Raw genomic sequence first — 22,032 nt, 5'->3', positions numbered from 1 at the left:
TCGCTCGATATCGAGCGACGCCCGCCTACCTATTTATGGCGCAGTTATGGACTTAAAACACAGGGAGTCACGAACCTATGACTTTCCCGCCTACTCCAAGTTGGTCTGCGGAATAGTTCAGTATGGCGGCAAATCGGACGTGCGTTCGCCGTCTGCGCGTCTACCGCTCGCTTCCCCTCGACTGCAGCGAGGGGCGACGCGTCGTCGGCGGGGCCGACCAGAGTGAACTCGCCAAGGCGGATCGCCGAGGCTTCGTTGTTGCCGAACTGCGTGACGGCCGCGGTGAGCATCCGGTGTGCAGGCGAGTGGTCTCGCGAGAGCGCCGTCCCCATCGATGCGCTGGCGGCGGTGGGCGACGACCAGGGCGTCGGGCACCACGCCGAAGCAGAGCGGACATCCGCGAGCCTCAAGAACACCAACTGCTGCCCAAACTGGCAGACAAATGCTGCTCCTTGAAGTGGACGAAGCCGGCGACCGGTCCAGCTGTTCTCGGGAACCGAGTTCGTCCAGGACCAGGCGGTGAAGCCCGGCTCACAGTCCGGCCTTGGGCTGTGCGCAGACGAAGGGCCTGGGTCGCGGCGCGCGCTTCGCGAAGGGCGTTGGTTGTGGAGCGTGGTGATGGTTTTCGCATTCCGAAATAGCCGATATCGTGACTTGTCAATGGACATGATGAGATGACGGCGTGATGCTTGGTGACGAGGGGGGAGCCCGCGTTACGGCGGGCGGATGAGCTGTCTCCGACAGTGAAGGCCTCTTCATGCGTGCACCGCGTTTCAATCATTTCGGCGGACTCCACCTCCTGTCAGTGACCGAGATGCCCGTCTTGGTGGCGACGGGCAGCAAGCCCGTCTCCTTGGCCGAGGGCGCCGCGTTGGATCGCCGCAACAGGCCAAGAGTCCTGCGCCTTCCATGGACGCCCACCGGCGCGTGGGGACTCCTGCTGATCAGGCTGACCTTCGGACTTCTGATGGCCGGCCACGGTATGCAGAAGCTGTTCGGCTCCTTCGGCGGGCCGGGTCTGGCGGCCACCGGCAGGAGCTTCGACGTCCTCGGATACCACCCAGGTGTGGTCTTTGCCGTGATCGCAGGTCTCGCCGAACTCGTCGGCGGCCTCGGCCTGGCTGCCGGACTGTTCACTCCGCTCGCGTCCGCCGCCGTCATCGGCGTGATGATCAACGCTATGGCAACCGTCAGCGGGGCCCATGGCCTGTGGATCCAGAACGGCGGAGTCGAATACGGCGTTTCCATCTGCGTCGTCGTCATCGCCATCGCCGCCATCGGTCCGGGCCCCCTGGCTCTTGACCGGTTCTTCCCTTGGCGGTCGGGCGGCTGGGCCGCCGCTGGTGTTGCCCTGGGTCTGGGCGGCATCGGTGCCGCTATCGCGCTGAGTGTTTGAATCGTTCTGCACACGTCTCGACGGCATCGGCCTGGCAGCCTCGTCAGGCCGGTGCACGCGGCACGAGAACCAAGCGTCTCGGTCGCGGCCGGCACCGTCTGCCCCGCCCGTGCATATGCAACGCGATCCGGGATCTGGCGAGATGCTCGCGCGAACGCCGGCTGACCCACGACTGGTGAAGGCGGCGGTCTCCCTGCATGCCAGCGTTGTGACGGGCGCGTGTGCACTGCATGACGAGGGCGTGGAACCACGTGCGGAGGGCCGGACACAGGCTTCCGCGTTTGCCGCAAGCCGCCTGTACTCAGACGGCGGTCCAGTCCGGTGCCGCCACCGACGCCATGTCGTCGTATCGACACTTCTCCCGAAGCCAATGGTGGAGTCGTCGACGGCAGCGGAAGACTACCGATGTGCTATCTCCATCAACCGGTACGGAAGGTGTGTCGATCCGCTCGGCTCGGCTGGAGGATCTGCCGGTCCTCGACGAGTTGGTCGTGCGGTCGAAATCGCACTGGGTGGGCGGCCGGGTGGAGGACGTTCGCCCGGTGACGCCGAGGCTGACGGCGGCCGATGTCACCACTCGGCATGCCACGGTTGCCGAGAGAGATGGTGTTCCCATCGGCTTCTACACGCTCAACGAACACGAGGACTACCTGGGCATCGGGCTGCTGTTTGTCGATCGACCGTTCATCGGGACCGGAGTCGGCCGACTGCTGTGGGGTCATCTGCTCCAGCGGGCGCGAGCGCTGGACGCACACCTCCTCGGTGTCGGCGCCGAGCCGCGGGCGGAGGGCTTCTACCGTCGGATGGGCATGGTCCGCAGGCGCGAGGTCGAGCACAACGGTGAGCGTCTGATCTGGATGACGGGTGAGATCTGACGACTCCTCACCGCGCAGGCGATCCCCGTTTCTGCGTGGAATTCGATCTGCAGAAGTGTGACTTTGGTCAATTCGTAGCGTGACTCTTGGTGGCATGTAAGGGAGTTGAGTATCGGGAGGGTCCTCAAGGATTCGGTGACGCGTTCGAAGATGCACCCGGTCCCGGTGATCCGAAAAGAAGACGGAGAGGCGGGCCGTGGTCGCTCATCAGTGAGGACATGGACGGCGAGCCGCGCTGGGTCCGCCCCGAGGTCACCAGCACCCGCGTCGCCCACGTCCGGGACCAATGGCGAGCGTGTGCGGCGCGATCAACTCGACGTGCCCAACACGTCCGGGGACGGCGTGCCGTGCCTGGTCGACCGCAACGGCTCCTTCCCCTCCGCCTGCTCGGCCGTTCCCCTCGCCCCGAACAAGCTCCTGCACACCGGCTGCCTCGATGCGTTCGACAGGAGTCAGGCCGGGATCTACCAGATCGACATCGCGGAATGGGACTACCCGAGCATGCCGCACCCGCTGGGACGCCTCATCGACCGGCCCGACGCCGAAGACCGGGTGCGGATAACCAATCTGTCCCATGCCCGCATCCACGGCCACTGCGCGCGCGTACGGTGGTGGTACGACCCGTCTAGAGGTGCCGATGAGTGCGCAGCCCGAAGAGATCCCGGCTCCGCCGGCCCCGGCCGCCGCTGCCCGACTCCTCACCGAGCTGCGCGCCGACCGGCGTGCCGAGACGTGGGTGCCGGCCTTCGAACGGGACTGGGCAAAGGCCCTGAAGGACTCCCGCCACACCTACAGCCTCACCCCCTTGCACGATGTCGTCCGCACCTGGCAGCTGCGCCTGGCCGCGGCCCCGGCCGTCGACGCCTATATGGACTCCGGCCGCGACGAGAGCGGCTTCGTCGACCTGGACGACGTGCTCGGCTCCCGCCCGTGACCGACCAGCCGTGGACGGTACGCCTGTCCCCACAGGCCGCGAAGACGTTCACCGAGCTCCCCTCCCACGCCAGGGAGATGGTGCGCGACGGGCTGGACATCGCGGTGCGCTCCCCTTGGGGCTGGCCCCAGTGGAACGGCGCCGACCCGGAAGGTGAGGACGTCCGCGCCGCGTCCGTGGGGCAGTGTCCGTTGCCTATGTGATCAACCGGCTCACCCGGGGGCTGTCCGTCCTGGACATCGTCTGGCTCGGGTAGCAGACCTTGGCTCTGTTTGCGAGTCTCGAGAGCACCTGTAGTGCAGCGGCGAGAGCGCCCTCTTCGACGGGAGAGTGATGTCGCTGGGTTTTGAGAGCGCCTGGGTGTTTGATTCGCGATCATGGTTGTGCTCTGCCCGACGAGGGGGCCCGGGTGCTGCCGAAGTCCAAGGTCGATCTGTATGAGGCGAGGCGTTGCTGGCCGTGCAGAAGACGTTGACGTCGGCCTGGCCGGAGCTGGAGCCGCGGCGCGAAGGTGGCCGGCGCCTACGGCCAAATCAGCGACCGCAAGCGCATCACCCCGCGGATGCCACCCTCGCCGCTCACGAACCGCATCCACTCCGAGGTCATCCACCTCGCCCACATCTGACCCGCCCCCGCGCCAGGCCGGGACCACCCCGCCCCTGCCGGCGCGCCCTGCAAGATCCAGGAGCCAATACCTATGGGCCCAGGGGAGCCGCCCGCCCACGCGGCGGCTTTGCTCAGCCGTTCAGGATGCCGCCGACCTCCGTGACGGGGACCGTGTCCGAGGCCCGCGGAACCGTCACGCGGACCGGCTCACCGATGTCCGACAAGGCCATGGTCAGCGTCGCCTGCGCACCGGGCATGTTGGCGCTCGTGCGGGTCTGCACCAGCCGCCCCCGGCCGTCGACCCACGCGTCGGCGAAGACCGGGAGGTCGCTGCCCAGCATGTCGCGGGCCTGATCCATCTTCGTGCGCACGTCCTTGGCCATGCGCAGGGTGACGGTTCGGTGGTCGAGGATGCCGCGGTAGTGCACGGCACGCACCCCTTGGACGGTTTCCTCGCCCTCCTGGGAGATCTCGCGCATGGCGGCGATCTGCAGAAGCACGTGCTCGGGGTCGTTGAGCGGGGCCCGCAGCAGGTAGTGGGCCTCCGCCTTGTCCCGGGGCATGACACCCCAGGCATCCTCATCGACACCCTCGGCGCCGCTGATGTAGATCTTGCCGTCCGCGAAGACCTGGTCGCTGTGGTCGATCGCGCCACCGGGGAAGTCGACCGCCAGATGGCCCTTGTCCGCGGCGAAGTCGAAGTCGCCGTTGACAGTGAGGCCGTACGCCTTGCCCTCACCCTCCAGTTCGACCTCTTGGCGGAACCCGGCGCTTCCCTCGCGGAGAGCCACGACGGCCGCTCGTACGGCGGAGCGGGGGTCGGACGACGATTTGAAAGACGGTGACGGTGACGCAGCCCCGGGCTTGTCGCGGTTACCGGCGTCGACCGTGGAGCAGCCGGCGCACAACAGCGCGGCAGCAACAGCGATCACGAAAGGACGGCGCATGGAGTTCTCCGAGGTTCTTGGGCGAGCACTCGGCCATTGCGGCACTGCCTCGCGCCGAGATCTTACGAAGCAACGCACAACCGTGCGACACGACCCCGGCGTTTGACGCTCGCTCCGGGGCCGGGTCGCTCAGCTCTCGACGCACGGAGCCCCTGTTCCGTTGGCCGCGCCCACTGTCACGACAGTGAAAGATCGGAGTCTCTTCAATGGTGTCGAGTGAGAGCCGTCCAGGTCACGTGCGGACACGAAGGCGCGAGATTGCGATTCAAGCTCTTGGAGTTCGCACAGGCATGCTGGCGGGCGATCATCGGAGCTCAGCTTGTAGTCCTGGTCCGGTTCAACGCCCCTCTCAAGAACGGCCAGTTGGTCGAACATTCCGAAGAACTGACAGCGTGACAGGCTCATGCGTCCGAGGCCGCTGGACGTCAGATCGGATTCACGCGTACCGGTCGAACAGGGCCTGGATGTACTCCTCCAGCCTGTTCGTCAACACGGTGGGGGTCAGATCGACCCGGCCCAGTTCACGCCAGGGAACGGCGACCTTCTCCGCGTCCGGGGCGAAAGCCAAGGTGTCCAGAAGCCGCCAGTAGAGATGCGTAGCCGGGTCTCCCGTCAAGGTCCCTCCTGCTGCAATGTATCGGTCGGCGAAGTTCATGCCTGCAGGGACGCCGTGCAGCAGCGCCAGTGCTGTCGAGCAGTGGGCCACGTCCAGATCGGCCGGCCCCCAGGAGGTCTCCACCCAGTCGACAACGCCGCTGATCTTGAGGTCGTCGCCGTTGCCGTCGAAGAGGACGTTGCCGGGGTGGAAGTCCCTGTGCAGGAAGCAGGAGAGGTGATCCGGCGGCTGACGTCGAATGACGTCCACGGCTCGTCGCCAAAGCTCGGGCCGTTCGGTGGCTTCGGGCAAGGTTACGCGCTCAGCCGTTGTCCACGCCTGGTAAGGGCGAGGCCGGGCCTCGGCGGACACGTGCACCCTGTGGATCAGAAGCAGTTGGCGGGCCAGCAGGTCGCTGCGCCGGACGGCTTCCTGGTTGGCGAGGCGAACAGATCCAGGTAGCAGGGACATCAGCAAGGAGGGGTAATCGCAGTGCTTCGCAGTCGCGTCGACGTCCAGGAGCGTGGCTGCGGGCACATCCGTGCCCTCGAGCAGGCGCAGAACGCCCGCCTCCCGCGTCAGCAGACCCTCCGCGTGTTGAAGGTAGAACGGTTTGACGAAGGAGCGAAGTACCACGGCGCGCTGGCCTCGCGGCCCGGAGATGTCCAGGCGGCGCATCTCCGACGTCCACCCACCATGCAGCCGAGTCACGGCTTCGATGGACTCCGGTACGAGCAGGCCCTTCTCGATCCATGAGCGCGTCGCACTCCGTACATGGTCGTCGAGATCCCTGTTGATGCCGTCAACTTCCCCACCCATCACCATGGGATGCAGGCTATCGGCCGTCCCACGGAAGCACCGCGCGGGCTTCTCATCCACAAATCTTGACACTTGCTCGGCATGGGCCTTCGCGGGAGCCTGCCGCGCAGCCTCAAGCGGCCCGCTGGGGCCCGAGTGCGGCGGGTGCGGCGAGTTTGTCGGTGGTGAGCTTGGCGCGGCGGCCGTTCTGGTTCGTGATCCACGCTACGAGCTTGACGTCCGCGCCGTCTTACAGTCGTTCCACGTGGGTCCTGGTACAGCGACGGAACCGGTGCGGGTCTTGTTCCGAGCATGGGCTGCTACGCCTTGCTCGAACGCCCCTGCAGTGCCTGCCTGCTGGCGCAGGGAAGTTGTGTGGTGTCGGCTGATGCGGATCGGTACGTCCGTTGTCAGACGTTGCTGGCAGCATCACCGCTGTGAACGCCATCCGTATCACTCCGCCGCGGCCGTTGGATGTGACCGCGCAGCTTCCTCAACTGGCCCCGTTGGCGCGGACGGCGACGCGGCTGCACCCGCGGCCGGGGGCGGCGACCGTGCACGACAGCTCCGTCGGCGGGTCGCTGTTGTGGCCCGCCGGTGAGCCGTGGCCGTGCTGCGACGAGCCGCACAACAGTCGCGCGGCGCGGGTGGTTCACTCCCCGGACGGCATCCGGCTCCACCGCCGCCTCTGCGCCGCATCGGCCGAGCGGCTGCACCTTGCTCCTCAGGCCCCCCAGTGGACCCCCGAGGAACGGGAGACCTGGGAGCGGATCTTCGCGGGCCGCCCGTGGTTGCGAGGTGCGCATCGCGATCGACGCTTTTCGCCGGCACATGGTCGACTAGACCGGTCGGGCGGACCGATTCGGGCACAGCTGTGGCGTTCGGCATCGCAGGCTTGCGGATCCTGCGATGCAGAGCGCCAACAGGTGTCCCGTCCGGCGTCCGGTGTTGCTCGCTGAGGTGCATTCCCGAACTCCGGCCGGATGTGCTCTCCGGGGCCCTCGGTTCGGGGCCGGGTTTCCGACCGTGCCGGTGCGCATCGTGTGAGCGCGGGGGATGGCGGCACGGGTGTGCTTGCTCCCGTGCCGCGCGGCGCCCTCGTGATGTCAGGCGGTGCGCTTCACGTGGCGGACCAGCCATATCAGCAGGGCGTCCAGGTCGGCGGCGGCCGAGAGGACCCGGTCGACCGCCTCGGGGGTGTGCAGCCACTCCTCGCAGCCGAGGGTACGGGCGGCGATCAGCGAACGGTGGCGCAGCAGGTTTGCACGGGAGTGGTCCGTCGGATAGCCGCGCGGGGGGCGTTTCATCACGTCCCCGGAGATGTCGTAGCCCTTCTTCCGCACATCCTCGAGGATGGCGGACAGTTCGCGGCCGCTCCCCTCGGAGGCCACGGCTTTGCGGAACATGTCCACCTGGCCGGGATCGGGGTACCACCAGGCGCCCTGGATCCGCAGGCCGTCCAGGTCGAACCGGAGACCGATCTCGATCTTGCGGCCGAGCCGGATCACCGCGCCCTGGTGCTGCCACCACCAGGAGTTGGTGCGGTAGTGCCAGACGGAGAAGTCCTCGTACCGGGGGTCGGTGTCCGCGACCTCGTTGAGCAGGGCGATCATCGGCTGCCGGACCAGGCGTTCGCGGTCGGTGCGGTAGCGCTCGCGGGTCGCGTGGGTCGGTTCGCCCTGGAGCTGCCACAACACGTCCATGGCCTGCTCCGGCCAGCCGGTGAACTGTCCGCGCATGCGCGGAGGATAGCTCACCCTTGGTCCGCGCGCGGAGAGTGAGACGGGCTGGGAGGCTGCTGCCGTTTGAGGGGCAGTAGGTAGAGGGGCGGCTGCCCTTGCGCCCCTGTCGGGGGCAGCCGCCGTACAGACGCCCGGCCCGCCCTCGCACCCCAGGCGACAGAGGGCGGGGGGTTCAATCGCAGGGAACGCTCAACGGGCGAGAGATTGCTGCCACCCTGGTCAGTCCGCGCCCTGCCCCGCTTGACCAGCCCCTGACGGATCGGCTGACATTGGTACGTTTCGAGCAGGCGATGGACGTTGCTCTGACCGCAGCAGAATTGCGGTCCTCCCCGATTCCGCTCACGTCGGTGGGCCGCTGCACCGAGCTCTCTTGCTGCCTCATCGAACCAGGACCGCTGCTTTTGGCGACACTGCCCTTTTGGGCGTCCTCACAGAGGGGGGAGTAGGTGAGCCCCTGGTCGGTGGACTCGGCGCTGCACCCTGCCGACCGACCGCCTTTTGCCCGGGTGGCGCTGCCCGGCGTCCTGCGGCACCGCGGGTGCCGGACGGCGGGCAGCGCCGATCCGGCCTACTGAGAGGTGAGCGTGAAGGACTGGGCAGCACCGCCGGAGCAGCTCCACTGCTGGAGCCGGGCGCCGTCGGTGGTGGAGACGTCGGTGACGTCCAGGCATCGGGAGGGATTGCTGCGTGGCGTCAGGGTGTACGTGCCGCCTGCCCCAGGCACCGGCTTCCACTGCTGATTGGTACCGCCGCCGTAGGCCCAGAGCTGGATCTTCGCTCCATTGCCGGCGCTCGTCCCGCCGGTGACGTCCCAGACGGCGTTGGCCGCGTTGCGGCTGACGACCTTGTAGTAGCCGCTGTCGGTGGGCTGGAACTGCCACTGCTGGTTGGTGCTCCCGGACACGCAGGTCCACTGCTGCACGGCGGCGCCGTTGGCGGTCGAACCGGCCGCGTCGTCGACGCACTTGCCGCTGTTGGCATTGGTGACCGTGTACCACTTCGCCGGGTCGATGGGCCCGGTGCTGCCTCCGCCGACGTCGGGCCAGATGTACGTGCCCACCGTCTTGGCGGGCAGCGTGCTGCTGATCTGCTGGCCGTTGGCGCGTAGCGTGACGGGCTGGTTGGAGGCCGTCTGGTTGACCACGACGGTCACCAGGCTGCCGTCGGGGTTGAGGAAGGCGACATTGGTGACACTGCCGCTGGTGCCGTTGTTCGTCTGGACCCGGGTGGCGCCGCGTGCGATGAACTTCGAGAACTGGCCGACGATGTAGTACTCGGGCAGGGCCCAGTACGTGTCTGGGTTGCTCGGCGACTGGATGAACATGGTCGGGTCGGGTGCGCCGGACCACTGCTCAGGGCTGCGGTTCTGGTCGAGCATGGTGACCCAGTCCTGGTACATGATCGACTGGTTGCGGAAGTACTGGACGATCCGGTCCGCGCCGGCGGTGCCCCACACGGCACGCTCGGTCATGGCGACATCCTTGGTCGGGTAGCTCGACTTGACCTGTCCCATGGCGGTCGGATCGCCGCCGTAGTCGTGGAAGGCGACGCCGTCGACCGAGCTGAACGCGCTGCTGGGCGAGCCGGGATTGCCGAGCACCCCGGCGGTGTAGGTTGGTCCCTCGCCGAAGTTGTGGTCGAAGGCCCAGATCTTGGTGGCTGACGCGCCGTTGCTGTTCAGCTCGGTGCGCAGCGCAGTGGCGATCCTGCGTTCCTGGTCGGCGGTGAGCGTCATGCCCGGGTAGTCCGGTGGCGAGAACAGCGGTTCGTTCTGCATCGTGACGGCGTACAACGGCAGTCCCTGGCCTGCGTAGGCGGTGACGGCCTTGCGCAAGTACGTCGCGAGCACGGGTATGTTTGCGTCGGGAAGCGTGCCGCCGATCAGACTGTTGTTGTTCTTCATCCAGGCCGGGGGGCTCCACACGCTGCCGAACAACAGCAGGTTGGGGTTGATCGCCTTCGCTTCCCTGAGGACCGAGATGATGTTGTAGTCGATGTCCTTCTGGATGGAGAACCGCGACAGGCTCGGGTCGGCCGCGCCATCGTCGTAGGTGTAGAACTGCCGCGAGGTGAAGTCGCTCGAACCCAGCGGGATCCGGGCGATGTTGAACCCGGCACCGTTGACTGGGTCGACGAGCTTGCGCAATGCCGCGGTACGCGCGGAGACGCTCATCCGGGACAGGTTGTAGATCGTGGACTCCTCCAGCGAGGAGCCGACGCCAAGGACGGACTGGTAACGGGTGGCCGTGTCGGCGGTGATGTTGGCCGCCCCCGAGGCGGTGACCGCAGTGAGGTCGGACTGCCGCGACAACTGGTACCGGGTCGAGGCGAGCCCCGTCGTCGGGTTGGTGAACCAGTTCGCGTTGGCCGGGCCGAATCCCGAGGCGGTCGACTCCGAGCTGAAGTACACCTGAACGGGAGCGCCGGCCGCCTGGGCCGACGGCGCGTTCACTGTGGTCAGAGCGACGGGTGCGAGCAGCGCACCGACTGCCGTCGCCGTCAGTGCGAGCGTGGTCCGACGGCTGCGCACCACGGGACTGGCGGTTCGGGAGCGCGGTCGCCACCAGTGGGGGTGTCTCAGAGGCACGGGAACTCCTGATCGGGTGGGGGATGTCGCCTGCCGCTCGGTGTGAGCCGGTGGGACCCGCTCGTCCGACGCCGGGCGGGCGGTGCGGGTGCTGGATCGGGCGGGGCGTTCAGAAGGCGGGAGGCTGATGCGACTGTGGTGGACGATCAGTGGGGTGACACAATGGATTCACCTCTTTTTACAAGTCGTGAACTTAGAGGGGGCGCCGAAGTACCGTCAACCCACGCGTCTCAACGGGCGCATCAGGCGTGGTGCCCCGGGACCAGCCGGTCGCTGTCTCCGTGCATCGTGGGAACCTGGCACGCCGAAGGCCGATCGGCCCGACCTGGTTCGGAGCCGAGCCGACGGCAAAGGAGGCAGCACGGGTGACAGACCCGATGCGCTTCCATCTCACCTTGACGTGGGGGCGATCCAGGACGCGATCGAGCACGCCGACCGCGAGGCGTTCACCCGCGAACCGCCGAAAACGCTCAAGGGCCGTATCGGATACCTCATCAAACAGTTGGGCAGCGCGAAGGCGGTCGCCCAGGAGATCGGTGTCACCGCCGAGACCCCGAGGCCGCCCGGCCATTTATCACGAGCGGTGGGAGATCGAGACCACGCTGGACGAGCTGAAGACCCACCAGCGCGGTCCCGCCCAGGTCCTGCGCTCCCGCTCGCCCGACGGCGTCGAGCAGGAAGTCTGGGGTCACCTGCTGGTCCACTACGCCATTCGCAGCCTGATGCACGACCCCGCGGACGCCGCCCGACTCGACGCCAACCGGCTCTCCTTCATCCGCATCCGCCTGGCCCGCCGCCAGGTCACCGCGCAGGCGGCTCTTTCCCCCTGACCGCCTGGCCACAGCCCTTGTCGAAGGTCTGCGCGAGTTAACCCGGCACCTGCTCCCCGCCCGCCGTAGACGCTTCAACCCCCGTGTCATCAAACGCAAGATGTCCGGCTTCGGCGTCAAACGCGACGAACACCGACGCCCTCCCCAGCCCGACCGGAGCCCAGCCGAGGCCGTCGCCCCGCACTGGCGCACAGCCTCGATCAACCCGCCAATCAAGGTCCCACGAAGCTGGGATCCAATCCGTTAAGTCACTGGTATTGAGTCCAGCGGGAGGGTGTTTCGATGTCCAGACGCGGTATGCCCGACTCGGCCAGCGGAGCGTGCTGAAACGAGGCTGGCCGTTCAGTCGAGGAAGGCCAGGCGGTTGTCCGGGCCGGGCAACCGGGAGCAGAGTGAGCGGGTAAGGGAAGAGATTGCGGCCAGTATCGAGGAGCCAAGAACTATCGCCCCTCTCGAAATTTAATACGCGGCCGCCACCACGATCCGAGAAGGTCACTCATGCACCGATAACGGCCAGCATCGATGTGTTCCTCCGTGGGCAGTGCTCACGGAAGCACGCTCTCATTAATCTATTTCTGAAGCTTCGCCCAGCCCCACGCTCGCAGCTCCGTCGCGAGCCTTGACGGCATCGAATCCAGGGTCACTTCATATTTTTTGAAACGACGAATAGTGCTATAGCGAAGAAGGTGAAGCTCCATCCTCCCTTGAGGAACAGCGCCGCCATTTCCTGGCTCCCGAGCCAGCCGACCCGCACCCCTCCCCAAAGGGCGAAATTAACCGCCGCCAAGACCGCGCAAGCCTTAGATCCAATTGAAGAAGCAGAAGCCAAAAATTCCATGACACTCCCGGCGTTTGCGTTGAGCTCTACGATTTTCCTACGATGAATGCTTTTGAATGCACTCGATGCGGCGTGCCCGCAGACGAGCGGACAGGAAGCGCAGCGTCGAGGTGGACACATCGACGCCGGACGCGTAGACAAGCACGCGGAAGCTCCTGGTGGACAGGCGATCTTGGTCGTGAACCCGTCTACCAGGAGCTTCTTCACGTCCAGACACCGCCCTCCAGCCCAACTAGGCAACCAGGTTGGAAAAGGCTCAGTAGCCGTCAAGGGCTGGCGGAGCCTGCCGCCGGTTCCGCGTGAATGAGTCACCGACCACGAGAAGACAGGCTTCGTGTTGCTCGTGGGCGACTCGGTTGTCTCCGGAATTATCCTACGATGGCGTTCTCAGGGAAATAATCAACGGTGGAGGTGTGCTTCGAATACCTCACGCGCCAGGGCGACAAGGTCCTTGAGGTCGCCGTGGGCGCGGTCGCGGCGCCAGATCAGAGCGGTCTTCAGCTCGGGCTGAAAGTCAGCGATCGGCAGCACCAGAACGTTCTCCTCGTAATATCTGCGCATCGGGCTTTCCGGCGCAAGCATGGTAATGCTGAAGGCCATCCCGCAAGAAATCACTTCGGATATTCCGGAGAAACCGGTGTCGCTGAGATCGATGCGATCTCGGATACCGTGCTCCGCCAGTGAGTGGTCGATCACGTCGAAAAACGGCGGCCTGATCTCCTTGGCCGGGGCGACGTATGCGAGTTTCTTGAGATCAGCGAGAGCGACGGAATCCCGCTCGGCAAAGCGATCGGCCGGCACCGCCGCACCCATGAGCTCGGACATGACCACCACCTGCTCCAAGCCCATGTCGCTCAGGGGCAACCGGGCCAGTGCGAGCGCGAGTTTGCCCTCGCGGACGCCGGTTGCCAGGGCCATGGTGCTGCCGGGCCAGCGCTGGAGCTCGAACCGCTCCTGGACGCAGTCGGTGAGCGTGATCACCCGGGAGCGGAGATCGGGGTGCAGCAGTGGAGGGATGCCCATCAGCACGCTGCAGGTTTGCGCGACAGTAGCCTCGTGCAGTCTCCAGGGGACGGCGTTGAACCGGTCGAGCAGGTCGCGCGCGATCGGCAACAGCGCCGAACCGGCCGGGGTGAGTGCCACACGGTGGGTGTCGCGGTCAAACAACCGCAGCCCGAGCTCCCGCTCCAGGTCCCTGACGCGCTGGCTCAACGGGGACGCCGCCATGTGGAGGCGACGGGCCGCCGCCGAGAAGTTCAGCTCCTCGGCGACTGCCACGAAATACCGCAGGTGCAGCATCTCCACAGGGCACACGATAGTACTGCCGGCGGAGCAGTGAGAGATTTCCTCCGGCGTCCGGCACGACGACGTGGAATCCCGGCTCCGGCCGCTTCATCAAGCGGACCCTGCACGCCGCGACGTCAACAAGGTTGGCCACGCTCTCCTCGACGGTGACGTCGGTCGGGACGAGCGGCATCGGCACCACCCCCACCACGATGGACGGGCAGGACGGGCCCAGGCCCACGCTGCCGCGATCGACGACCGCAGTGCGGACACCGGCGGCTGCGCTACCCCCGGGTGGCGGCCTCGGTGCCCGCCGCCCGCGCGATCCGCTTCTCCACGCTGACCCGGATCTGCGAGGCCTCGACTGCCAGCCAGGCGACCTGCTCACGTGCCAGAGCACCGAAGGCAAGCAGCGGCGTCAAACAACGCCCACCGGCCGTAGGCGCCGTCAGCAGAGCCGCGCAGCTCCTGCGCCGGGACTGCGCGCGGTGGGCTCAGGGGTCGTGCCCGTGACTGGCCTGACGGCCAGCCGCGGCCCGTCTCCCGCGCCCGCCCCGGACCTGCCAATCCTCCGGGCGCTACCACCGGTAGCCGGTCGAGTGAGGCAGTTTTCGATAAGGAATCACAAAATCTTTAAAGGTTGTACAACCATTCCCGCAGGTGGTCGTCTGATCCGTTGAGTCAACAGACTCCCTGGTCAACGGGGCCGCAGCGGTGGCACGAGCGACACGTGACGGCCGCCGCGCAGGGCCCCCTTCTCCTCTCTGGGGAAATCGCATGCGTATTTGTGCCACGGTGGCTGCCGTTACCGGCGCCCTGGCTCTGTCCGCGTTCGTCGTGCCGGCCGCGCACGCCGATGCCGCGGCGCCTTCACGCGCGGAGGTGGCGAAGCTCTTCTCTGCCGCCCACGACGCGTCGGGCAAGACCGGCTTGCGGGCCCCGGCTCCGGACGATGACGTGCCGTATGAGTTGGACGTGCAGTTCTCGAACGTCAAGATCGCCAAGTCGGTGAAGGTCGGCCCGACCGCCCATGTCGCGCTGCCCTTCACCTACACGCTGACGCACGGCGCCGACGTGGACATCACGGCGAACGACTTCTCCTCGGCGCTCTACCTCTACCGGGGTTCCTTCGACTGGCCCGACGACATGCTGATCGGCAACGGCGCCACCACCTGCACGGTCACCTCGGGGACCACCGCCGCCTGCAAGGGGACCATCGACATCTACCCGAGCTACGGCGAGCTGTCCAACCCTGAGGCGGGCACCTGGCACGTCGGCGCCGACGCCATCGCCCTCAACGGCCAGAACCTGACCTCCCCGGACGTCGACTTCAGCAAGATCGGCTGGACAGACAGCGCCACCTCCGCGACCACGCTGGTCCAGCGTGGCACCAGTCTGTCGGTGAACGCCGCGCCGGAGCCGGTGAAGAAGGGCAAGACCCTCACGGTCACGGGCAGGCTGACCCGAGCGGACTGGGAGACGAACACCTACCGGGGCTTCACCAGCCAGCCGGTCAAGCTGCAGTTCCGTAAGAAGGGCTCCACCGTCTACACGACGCTGAAGACCATCAAGTCCGACTCCGCGGGCAACCTGAAGACCACGGTCAAGGCCACGGTCGACGGCGACTTCCGCTACCTGTACGAGGGCGTCACGGTCGCCAGCCCCGCCGCACCCGCCGGCGACTTCGTCGACGTCAAGTAGCACCGGCGCCTCAAAGCGGCGGCCTCCCCTCTCCACGCGAGATCCAGGGCGGCCGCCGTCGGCCGCTGGGATCACCGGCCCCCCAGCCGTAGCCAGCGGGCCATGAGCCGCACCCGGTCACGACACCCCGTACAAGCAGAAGAGCACGGCCGGCGGCAAGCCGGGCGAGCATGAATTTTTGAGGCACGAATGGATCGATCAGCAGTGGGCACTCCGGCGTCTTCTCCTGTACGTCACGCCGCGCTGCGGCGCCTGCTCACCTGCTTGGTGCTGGTGGTACCGGCGATCGCTGCCCTGACGACGTGCGAGCCTTCCCCGTTCGGGACAGGGGAAGCCCGGGGCACGGCTTTGGGCGGAGGAATGCAGTCCGATATGGAGATATCTTTCGAGCACGCCCAGATCGGCCAGGAGTACTGGGTGAGTCTGCCTCAGCCGGCCAACAGTTCCAGCAGGCCCCTGACGGTCCTCAGCGGCGAACTCGCCCCCGTGCCGAAGGGGATACGGATCCTCGAATACCGCGTCTTCAGCGGCAAGGACACCGAGGGACATCCACTGGGTGTTGCCCTCATCGGTGAGTACGCGGGACAGTTCGAACGGGCCCGCAACTACGCGGGTCATCCGATGGTGGTCAGGCCGCATCACGTGTCGCGATGGACGGGCAGGCAGTCGGCCGGATGGTGCCGAGCCTGCCGTACATCGACGCCGTATCCGTCGACGGCGCCCTGCGGGTGCGGCTGACGACCGCCCGCGCCGTGTTGGAGATTGACGAGGACACGGTGACGCTGTCCGCTGCTGGAAGTGCGTTCGAGTTCGCGCGCGAGGCGCAGGCGGTGCTGCGCCCGCTGGTCGACGGCTGCACCGTCGATCTGGCCACGCTTGCCGACACCGCCGGCCTCGCCCTGGAAGACGTCGCCCGTCTGGTCCAGGAGCTTGTTGAGGGGCAGGCCGCTGTGGTGGGGAGCCTGTTGTGACGGCGGAGCTCGCTCTGGGCACCTACCGGTGCCGGGCGATCCCGGAGGCGGCCGTCCGCGCGGCCGCCTCCGGCGTGCAGTGGATCGACACCGCCCCCAACTACGCCACCGGTTGCGCCCAGGACTTGCTGGCTCCGGCCCTGGCTGCCCATCCGTGTTTGCGGATCGCGACGAAGGCCGGTTACTTCACCTCGGCCACCGGTGCCGACGCCGTGAACGCCGGGGTCCTCACTGAGGACCAGGCAGCGACCGGGCACAGTCTCGTCGCGGACTACGTGCGCTGGCAGATCGGCCGTAACCGCGAGGAGCTGAGGCGCGAGCGGCTGGACCTGGTCCTGCTGCACAATCCGGAGCGCGCCCATCCCGGGGACCGCCTTGCCCTGCACCGCGCGATGCGGGACGCGTTCGTCGTCCTGGAGGAAGCCGTGGCGGCCGGGCACGTGGCCGGGTACGGCATCGCCACCTGGACGGGTCTGGAAGGGGAGGCGTTCACGGTGGGGCACCTGCTCGCCCTGGCTGCCGAAGCCGCAGGCGGCGAGCACCACCTGGTCGCGGTCCAGATGCCGGTCAGCCTGGTAATGATGACACCGATCGCGCAGGCCCTGGATGGCCGGGGCCCGCTCCTGGCCGCCGCCGGGGCGGGCCTGCGGGTGATGGCCTCTGCTCCGCTGCATGGTGGCGAGTTGCCTGGCATGGTCGACCAGGAGTTCGCCGACCTCATCCGGCCCGGCTTGACCCCCGCGCAGGCGTGCGTCCTCTGCGTTGCGTCGTGCCCAGGCGTGACGGACGTCCTCATCGCGGTCTCAAGTGCGCCACACTGGAGGGAGGCGACCGACGCCGTCGCTCACCCCTTCCTGACCGCCGCACAGTTGCGGGAGATCACTGGTGTACTCGCGTCCGCCTGACCCTGACACGGAACAGCGCATGCGCGCCCACCACGCGCACACCGCGCAGACCCTGGGCGTCCAGGTGGAGCTGGGCGGTGAGTTCTGGGGTTGGGCCGGGCGCACCCTGGGCGCCCCGGCCCGCACCACTGCGGGCGCGCCCGTATGGCTGCGGCTGGTGTCCGCGCCACAGGACAAGGCGTCGGGGAAGCTGTGGGACGGCACCCTCGACGCACAGCACGCCTTCGGCGACCTCGACGGACACCGGCCCGCACTCCTGGCCGTCCACGACGCCCTCGACGGCGGCACCGCTTATCGGGCGGAGCTGTCGGTGCGCGTCGACCAGCCGGTCCTGTCCGACGACCCGATCCTCCAGCACGAGCTCCAGCTGCCAGATTCCTGGTGGGCCGATCTCGCCGGGACGCTGGAGAAGGTGGCGGCCGTCGACAGCGACCGCGTTGCCGTACGGCAGCAGTACATGGACCGGGCGATCCCTCAATTCGTAGGCATCCCGGCACCCGCCGCCATCTGCTGGACAACCGCCCACTCCGACGTGCACTGGGCCAACCTCACCGAGCCCCTGCGGATTTTGGACTGGGAGGGATGGGGGCGAGCCCCGGAGGGGTTCGACGCCGCCACGCTCTACGCCTACACGCTGCTCCAGCCGGACACCGCCGCCCGCGTCCGCGATGCTTTCCCCGTCCTGGGCAGCCCGGCCGGCCTCGCCGCCGAAGCCACCGTGTGTGCCCAGCTGCTCCAGACCGTGGCGCGCGGCGACAATCTCGCCCTCGAAGACCAGCTCCGCACCTGGGCAGAGGAACTGCGTCGCCGTTGAAGGGGCCGCACGTCGGGCTTCCATCAACCAGGATCGTTGCGTAGGAGTCGCCTGTGCGCAGAGCGAAGTCGTCCACTTCCAGGAATCTGACCGTGCGGACTGACGGCTGGGGAACCGAGCGGAGCAGGTCCAGCAGCGCGTCTTTGGCGACACGGATCCCAAGGGCCGTCGCCAGCGGGCACCGGGACGTCCCGCCAGGCACAGAGCGATCGAGATGAGCATCGACCGCAGCGCCTGCGTGTCTGCCGGGCCTGCGGCCTGGTCAAACTCTCGATCTGCTCGACGAACGTCACGGCTGTGCACGGGCTGTGCAGGCTCGTGAAGCGGCGCACGGTCAGCTCGATGACTACCGGGCTGCCGGCCACGTAAGACCCAGGCCTGTACGAAGACCTTCACCGGCTCCGCGTCTCTGCGTCTCCGCGCGAGCATCGTTGACGACTGCAACGTCACTATCATCGAGGACCGGCACCGACTCATGCTGCCCTGCCTTGCCTCCAACCGGGCGCGGCCCGAGGAATGGGCGAAGACGGGCTGACTGTTACGGGTACCCGCTTGACGGTCATGGGCATTCCTCCAGGATCGCTGCGCTGCGGGATGAGTGCCTTGGCGCGGTGTCAGAGGGTGAGGCCGGTTGGCCCGTAGGCGCTGCAGAACGCACAATCACAGCTGGTCAGGGAGTTCGCCTGGCAATGGGCGGTCGGCCAGTAGCGGGATGCGCAGGGATCTGGGTCGAGCAGCGTCCCGTTGCAGGGCACCGTTCTGTCGCAATAAGTGCAGCAGACGGCCGCAGACACGCCGGTCTCCTGCAGTCGCCCGGCCGCGACGACCGCCATGTCGAGCGGAGCCTCCTCAAGCACCGCCGCAGGGGCGCTGTCCAGAAGAAGCTTGCTACGCCACAAGCTCAGACCCGTCACCGCTCGGACTGCCTGTAGGGCTTTCGGCCCCCCGTTCCCGGATTCGGTCACCAGCACAATGAACCCCGGCACCTCCATGGACTCATCACCTTCGGTGACGGGACAGCCGCTTTCAGTGTGTCGACGGAGGGACCTTCGGCCCAACAGTCTTCAGTTCAGTGATCGCCATTACCGCCTGGCGACGACGCCATCTCGAGTCAGCTTGTCGTTTAACCTCGTCTCCGATGGGGGTGGGGATGGAGCGGGCGGTTTTCGAATCTGTCAGGTACTCCTCGGTGTGTCAGGACTGCGGTGCAGAGCTGGAGTGTCGGGGGACTCAGGCCCTCGTGGACGGCCGCTTGCGGTGGGACGTTGAGTCAGCGTGTTCCGCCTGCGGATGTGCGTTAGCCGTGTGCGGTGGCGACGTGCCGGCGGAACGGCGGGATCAGATGCTCTTCGAGCATGGTCCCGCGAGGTTGCAGGTGAGCAGTCCGCCGGTCAGGGGTGTCGCCATGATGCGGGTGCTGCGGGCCGAGCTTGGTATTGACCTGGCGGGCGCCAAGGCCGTGGCGCGTCGCGTGGTGAACGGTGATTACTCAGGAACGCTTCCGGAGATGGAATGCCTGGCCCGTAAGCTGAGAGAGTCCGGGATCACTGCTGTAGCAATGCGTCCTTAGGCGTCTGATCTGGCAGTCCGCTGACGGTTCGCCTGGGCTTGGTGCCGGTGTTGTGATGGGCGGGGCGGCTGCATGCCTCATCGGCTGCAACGCTGTTGAGCGAGCCATCAACCGGATCAAACTGCACCGAGCCGTGGCCACCAGATACGACAAACGCGGCTACGCCTTCCTTGGTCGCAGCACTCGTCATCTGGCTTCGGCCGTAACCGCAGCGCGGCAGAGGGATCACCCTTGTTCGGGTCTGGCGTCCTCGGGCCGGCCCAGTGCTCTCGACTGTTCCCGTACCGCCTCTGACCAGCTCTGCGGATCCGCATCGTAGAGATCGCACGCTCTCTGCCAGCGGGCGAGTCCGTCGGCGATGTCGTCGAGCGAATGAACCCACTCGCCTTCGCCTGTTGTGCCATGCCGGAGAACGCTGGGACGGCTTGGATCCTGGCAGAGGTCGAAGCCGTGCAGGTGTTGCAGGGCTGTCAGGACCAAAGGGGTGAGGGAGCCCGATGCCCCGTTGCGCTCCACCCACGGAGCCGCCCATCGATGCATGGCCTCGCGGGTTGCGGCACCTGCGGCCAGCGCCCGCCACTGAGTTGCCACTTCCTCACGGCTGGGCGGGAGCAACGGAGCCTTGAGATGCTTCATGCACTCATCGTTCCAGCCACGGAAGCGCGGGTCCACATCCCTCGGCGGGGACAGCCCGACCGCGTTGGCGGACTCACGCACCGAGGGGTCTTCGCCGTATGCGGCGACCCACTCCAGGTGGGTCGCCGCGGTGCATCGTGCCGCTCGGTCGCGGGCTGCCGGCGATAAGTAATCACAAAATCTTCAAAGGTTGTACGACCATTCCCGCAGGTGATCGTCTGACCTGTTGAGTCAACAGACTCCCTGGTCAACGGGGCCGCAGCGGTGGTACGAGCGATGCGCCACAGCCGCCGCGCAAGGCCCCCTGCGGTACCAATTCCGGAGGCGTGTCGGCGATGGACGTAGCGGGCTTCGATGCCCTCTTCGACGTGGACGGTGGTCCCGCCTCTGTCCAGCCGACTCCTAAAATGCCCTGACTGCGGCGCACGCCAGGTGCGTCGAGGGGAAGGGGATCCAGTTCATGGTGAATAGACGTGGTCTGCGCGGAGGTTGGCGGTCGGGGGCGCTCCTGGTTGCCGCCGTCATGAGCGCTCCGTTGCTGTCGGCCGCGCCCGCGGCGGCCGTGCACGGTGCGGTTCCCGGTGACTTCAACGGTGACGGTTACCGCGACGCCGTGCTGCCCGCGCCGGGGGCGAACATCGCCGGTAAGGCGGGAGCCGGTGCCGTGGTCGTTCTCTACGGATCGAAGACGGGGCTGTCGACATCCCGGCGGGCGACCATCACGCAGAACACCGCAGGTGTGCCGGGCACGGCCGAGTCGAACGACGGGTTCGGTGCCGCCACGGCGACGGCAGACCTGAACCGGGATGGTTACGCAGACTTGGTGGTCTCCGCGCCGTACGAGGACACCACGCGGGGCGAGGACGCCGGCACGGTGACGGTCCTGTGGGGCAGCAAGTCCGGGCTGACGTCCGGCACCGACCTGCCGGCGACCACGGCCGGCAGGTACTACGGCCTCGACGTGGCAGCGCTCAGTGCCGGTCCGGGCGTGCGAACCGAGGTGCTTGTGGCCGGTTACGAGGGGGCAATGCGCTTCCGGGGGCCGTTCAGCCGCAGTGGCACCTACGGCTCGGCCGATGAGAACCGTGACACCGGATCTGTCGGAAGCGTCACCCTGGGCGACTTCGCCCACAGCGGCGTCCCCGAGGAGGTAGTCCTCACCGTCCGGCTGAGTGACCTCAGCGGTGGCGAGGTGTACATCAACCCCGTCTACGGCGGCGCCCAGCAGACGGGCAACGGGCTGATCGCGGCCACCGGGGACGTCAACGGCGACGGATACGCCGATCTCGTGGTCGCCGACCCCGACGAGCCGGTCCACGCCGGAGCCGACGGCGCGCTCGGAGGCCGGGTACTCCTGTGGTACGGCTCGGCACACGGCATCGCACGCGTAACGAAACCCGTGCAGCTCACCCAGAACACCCCCGGTGTCCCTGGCATGAGCGAGAAGGACGACAACTTCGGTGGCACCCTCGCGGTTGGCGACCTCAACCGTGACGGGCTGGCGGACATCGTCGTCGGCTCGCCACTGGAGGACACGGGCAAAAGAAATGCCGGGCAGGTGACGGTTATCCCCGGCCGCCGAACCGGGGCTCTGGGCGCCGGCTCCTACGCCTTCACCCAGAACACGGCCGGAATCCCAGGAGCTGACGAAGCCGAGGACGCCTTCGGCACCACCGTGGCCGTCGGCGACATCAACAGGGATGGCAAACCGGAACTCTTCATCAGTGCCGCAGAAGAGAACAACTCCACCGGCGCCGTCTGGGTGCTCCCGGGCGGCACCAACGGTCCTACCGCCACGGGCAGCAGCGTGATCACCGCCCCGTCCGTCGGCTTCCCGCAGAAGGACAGCACCCTCCTTGGCGCCAACGGTCTCCTCGGAGTCATCTGAACGAGAGGCGACTGCGATGTAAAGTCGTGGTTTCACACGCCGCCCTCCAGCACGGGCCGCGGGCGCCTGCCCGGCGAGGGAGGCGGTGGCCGGTGGTGGAGGCGAGGTTCTCGCA

The 22,032-nt window shown here is 67.3% G+C and carries 18 protein-coding genes and 3 pseudogenes; 11 read left to right on the top strand and 10 right to left on the bottom strand.

Features of this window, described 5'->3' with window-relative positions; all coding sequences use genetic code 11:
• The first annotated feature begins 814 nt into the window (after nt 1-814).
• From ACWCQK_RS34870 to ACWCQK_RS34855, 4 genes are all read left to right on the top strand, one after another.
• Entirely contained in the window at nt 815-1,396 is a 582-nt protein-coding gene (locus tag ACWCQK_RS34870) for a DoxX family protein (RefSeq protein ID WP_451162023.1), read from the top strand.
• A gap of 281 nt (nt 1,397-1,677) precedes the next feature.
• Nucleotides 1,678-2,271: a GNAT family N-acetyltransferase gene (locus tag ACWCQK_RS34865; protein WP_451162015.1), complete on the top strand. Its 594-nt coding sequence runs from the start codon at nt 1,678-1,680 to the stop codon at nt 2,269-2,271.
• 637 nt (nt 2,272-2,908) lie between these two features.
• Nucleotides 2,909-3,205 carry a DUF6247 family protein gene (locus ACWCQK_RS34860; protein WP_451162013.1) on the top strand — a complete coding sequence of 99 codons (297 nt, stop codon included), beginning with the start codon at nt 2,909-2,911 and terminating at the stop codon, nt 3,203-3,205.
• Entirely contained in the window at nt 3,202-3,408 is a 207-nt protein-coding gene (locus ACWCQK_RS34855; RefSeq protein WP_451162012.1) for a hypothetical protein, read from the top strand. The genes ACWCQK_RS34860 and ACWCQK_RS34855 overlap by 4 nt, the downstream gene beginning before the upstream one ends.
• Nucleotides 3,409-3,942: 534 nt before the next feature.
• Here ACWCQK_RS34855 and ACWCQK_RS34850 read toward each other — a convergent pair.
• The 4 genes from ACWCQK_RS34850 to ACWCQK_RS34835 all read right to left on the bottom strand — a co-directional run bounded on the left by ACWCQK_RS34850 (nt 3,943) and on the right by ACWCQK_RS34835 (nt 10,423).
• Nucleotides 3,943-4,602, bottom strand: coding sequence for a hypothetical protein (locus ACWCQK_RS34850; RefSeq protein WP_451162010.1), 660 nt, complete (start codon nt 4,600-4,602; stop codon nt 3,943-3,945).
• Nucleotides 4,603-5,194: 592 nt separating this feature from the next.
• Nucleotides 5,195-6,172 carry a phosphotransferase family protein gene (locus ACWCQK_RS34845; RefSeq protein WP_451162021.1) on the bottom strand — a complete coding sequence of 326 codons (978 nt, stop codon included), beginning with the start codon at nt 6,170-6,172 and terminating at the stop codon, nt 5,195-5,197.
• Nucleotides 6,173-7,257: 1,085 nt separating this feature from the next.
• Entirely contained in the window at nt 7,258-7,890 is a 633-nt protein-coding gene (locus tag ACWCQK_RS34840; RefSeq protein ID WP_451162008.1) for a DUF2461 family protein, read from the bottom strand.
• 571 nt (nt 7,891-8,461) lie between these two features.
• Nucleotides 8,462-10,423, bottom strand: coding sequence for an RICIN domain-containing protein (locus ACWCQK_RS34835; protein ID WP_451162006.1), 1,962 nt, complete (start codon nt 10,421-10,423; stop codon nt 8,462-8,464).
• A 457-nt stretch (nt 10,424-10,880) separates the two neighbouring features.
• Here ACWCQK_RS34835 and ACWCQK_RS34830 point away from each other — a divergent pair.
• Together ACWCQK_RS34830 and ACWCQK_RS34825 are read left to right on the top strand one after the other, a co-directional pair.
• Nucleotides 10,881-11,031, top strand: a pseudogene (locus tag ACWCQK_RS34830) (telomere-protecting terminal protein Tpg); the annotation flags it as partial.
• Nucleotides 11,032-11,052: 21 nt separating this feature from the next.
• Nucleotides 11,053-11,310, top strand: a pseudogene (locus ACWCQK_RS34825) (IS4 family transposase); the annotation flags it as partial.
• 640 nt (nt 11,311-11,950) lie between these two features.
• Here the strand turns inward: ACWCQK_RS34825 and ACWCQK_RS34820 are convergent.
• The 4 genes and pseudogenes from ACWCQK_RS34820 to ACWCQK_RS34805 form a co-directional block, all read right to left on the bottom strand.
• On the bottom strand, nt 11,951-12,148 hold the full coding sequence (locus ACWCQK_RS34820) for a hypothetical protein (protein ID WP_451162004.1): 198 nt from the start codon (nt 12,146-12,148) through the stop codon (nt 11,951-11,953).
• Between the two features lie 61 nt (nt 12,149-12,209).
• Nucleotides 12,210-12,293, bottom strand: a pseudogene (locus tag ACWCQK_RS34815) (IS5/IS1182 family transposase); the annotation flags it as partial.
• 254 nt (nt 12,294-12,547) lie between these two features.
• Entirely contained in the window at nt 12,548-13,447 is a 900-nt protein-coding gene (locus tag ACWCQK_RS34810; protein ID WP_451162019.1) for a LysR family transcriptional regulator, read from the bottom strand.
• A 269-nt stretch (nt 13,448-13,716) separates the two neighbouring features.
• Nucleotides 13,717-13,854 (bottom strand): hypothetical protein, encoded by a 138-nt coding sequence (locus ACWCQK_RS34805; protein WP_451162002.1) that lies wholly within the window; start codon nt 13,852-13,854, stop codon nt 13,717-13,719.
• A 373-nt stretch (nt 13,855-14,227) separates the two neighbouring features.
• Here ACWCQK_RS34805 and ACWCQK_RS34800 point away from each other — a divergent pair, with 373 nt between their 5' ends.
• The 4 genes from ACWCQK_RS34800 (at nt 14,228) to ACWCQK_RS34785 (ending at nt 17,823) form a co-directional block, all read left to right on the top strand.
• The gene (locus ACWCQK_RS34800) at nt 14,228-15,133 is read left to right on the top strand and encodes a hypothetical protein (RefSeq protein WP_451162000.1); all 906 of its coding nucleotides are present in this window, start codon (nt 14,228-14,230) and stop codon (nt 15,131-15,133) included.
• A 650-nt stretch (nt 15,134-15,783) separates the two neighbouring features.
• Nucleotides 15,784-16,104, top strand: a complete 321-nt coding sequence (locus ACWCQK_RS34795; RefSeq protein ID WP_451161998.1) for a winged helix domain-containing protein — start codon at nt 15,784-15,786, stop codon at nt 16,102-16,104.
• Complete coding sequence (locus ACWCQK_RS34790; RefSeq protein WP_451161996.1) at nt 16,101-17,009, top strand: aldo/keto reductase; 909 nt, start codon at nt 16,101-16,103, stop codon at nt 17,007-17,009. Before ACWCQK_RS34795 ends, ACWCQK_RS34790 begins: the two co-directional genes overlap by 4 nt.
• A gap of 19 nt (nt 17,010-17,028) precedes the next feature.
• A complete protein-coding gene (locus tag ACWCQK_RS34785; RefSeq protein WP_451161994.1) occupies nt 17,029-17,823 on the top strand; it encodes a hypothetical protein in 795 nt (264 codons plus the stop codon).
• 614 nt (nt 17,824-18,437) lie between these two features.
• On the opposite strand, the gene ACWCQK_RS34780 is transcribed toward ACWCQK_RS34785, so the two are convergent.
• Together ACWCQK_RS34780 and ACWCQK_RS34775 are read right to left on the bottom strand one after the other, a co-directional pair.
• Entirely contained in the window at nt 18,438-18,815 is a 378-nt protein-coding gene (locus ACWCQK_RS34780; protein WP_451161992.1) for a ribosomal protein L7/L12, read from the bottom strand.
• 803 nt (nt 18,816-19,618) lie between these two features.
• Complete coding sequence (locus tag ACWCQK_RS34775) at nt 19,619-20,029, bottom strand: hypothetical protein (protein WP_451161990.1); 411 nt, start codon at nt 20,027-20,029, stop codon at nt 19,619-19,621.
• 523 nt (nt 20,030-20,552) lie between these two features.
• On the opposite strand from ACWCQK_RS34775, the gene ACWCQK_RS34770 reads away from it, so the two are divergent.
• Complete coding sequence (locus ACWCQK_RS34770) at nt 20,553-21,917, top strand: FG-GAP repeat protein (RefSeq protein WP_451161988.1); 1,365 nt, start codon at nt 20,553-20,555, stop codon at nt 21,915-21,917.
• The last annotated feature ends 115 nt before the right edge of the window (nt 21,918-22,032 follow it).

The sequence above is a fragment of the Streptomyces sp. NPDC002306 genome (assembly GCF_053593435.1).
The sequence above is the reverse complement of the archived record's forward strand: the minus strand, read 5'-3'. Positions and strand labels throughout refer to the sequence as shown.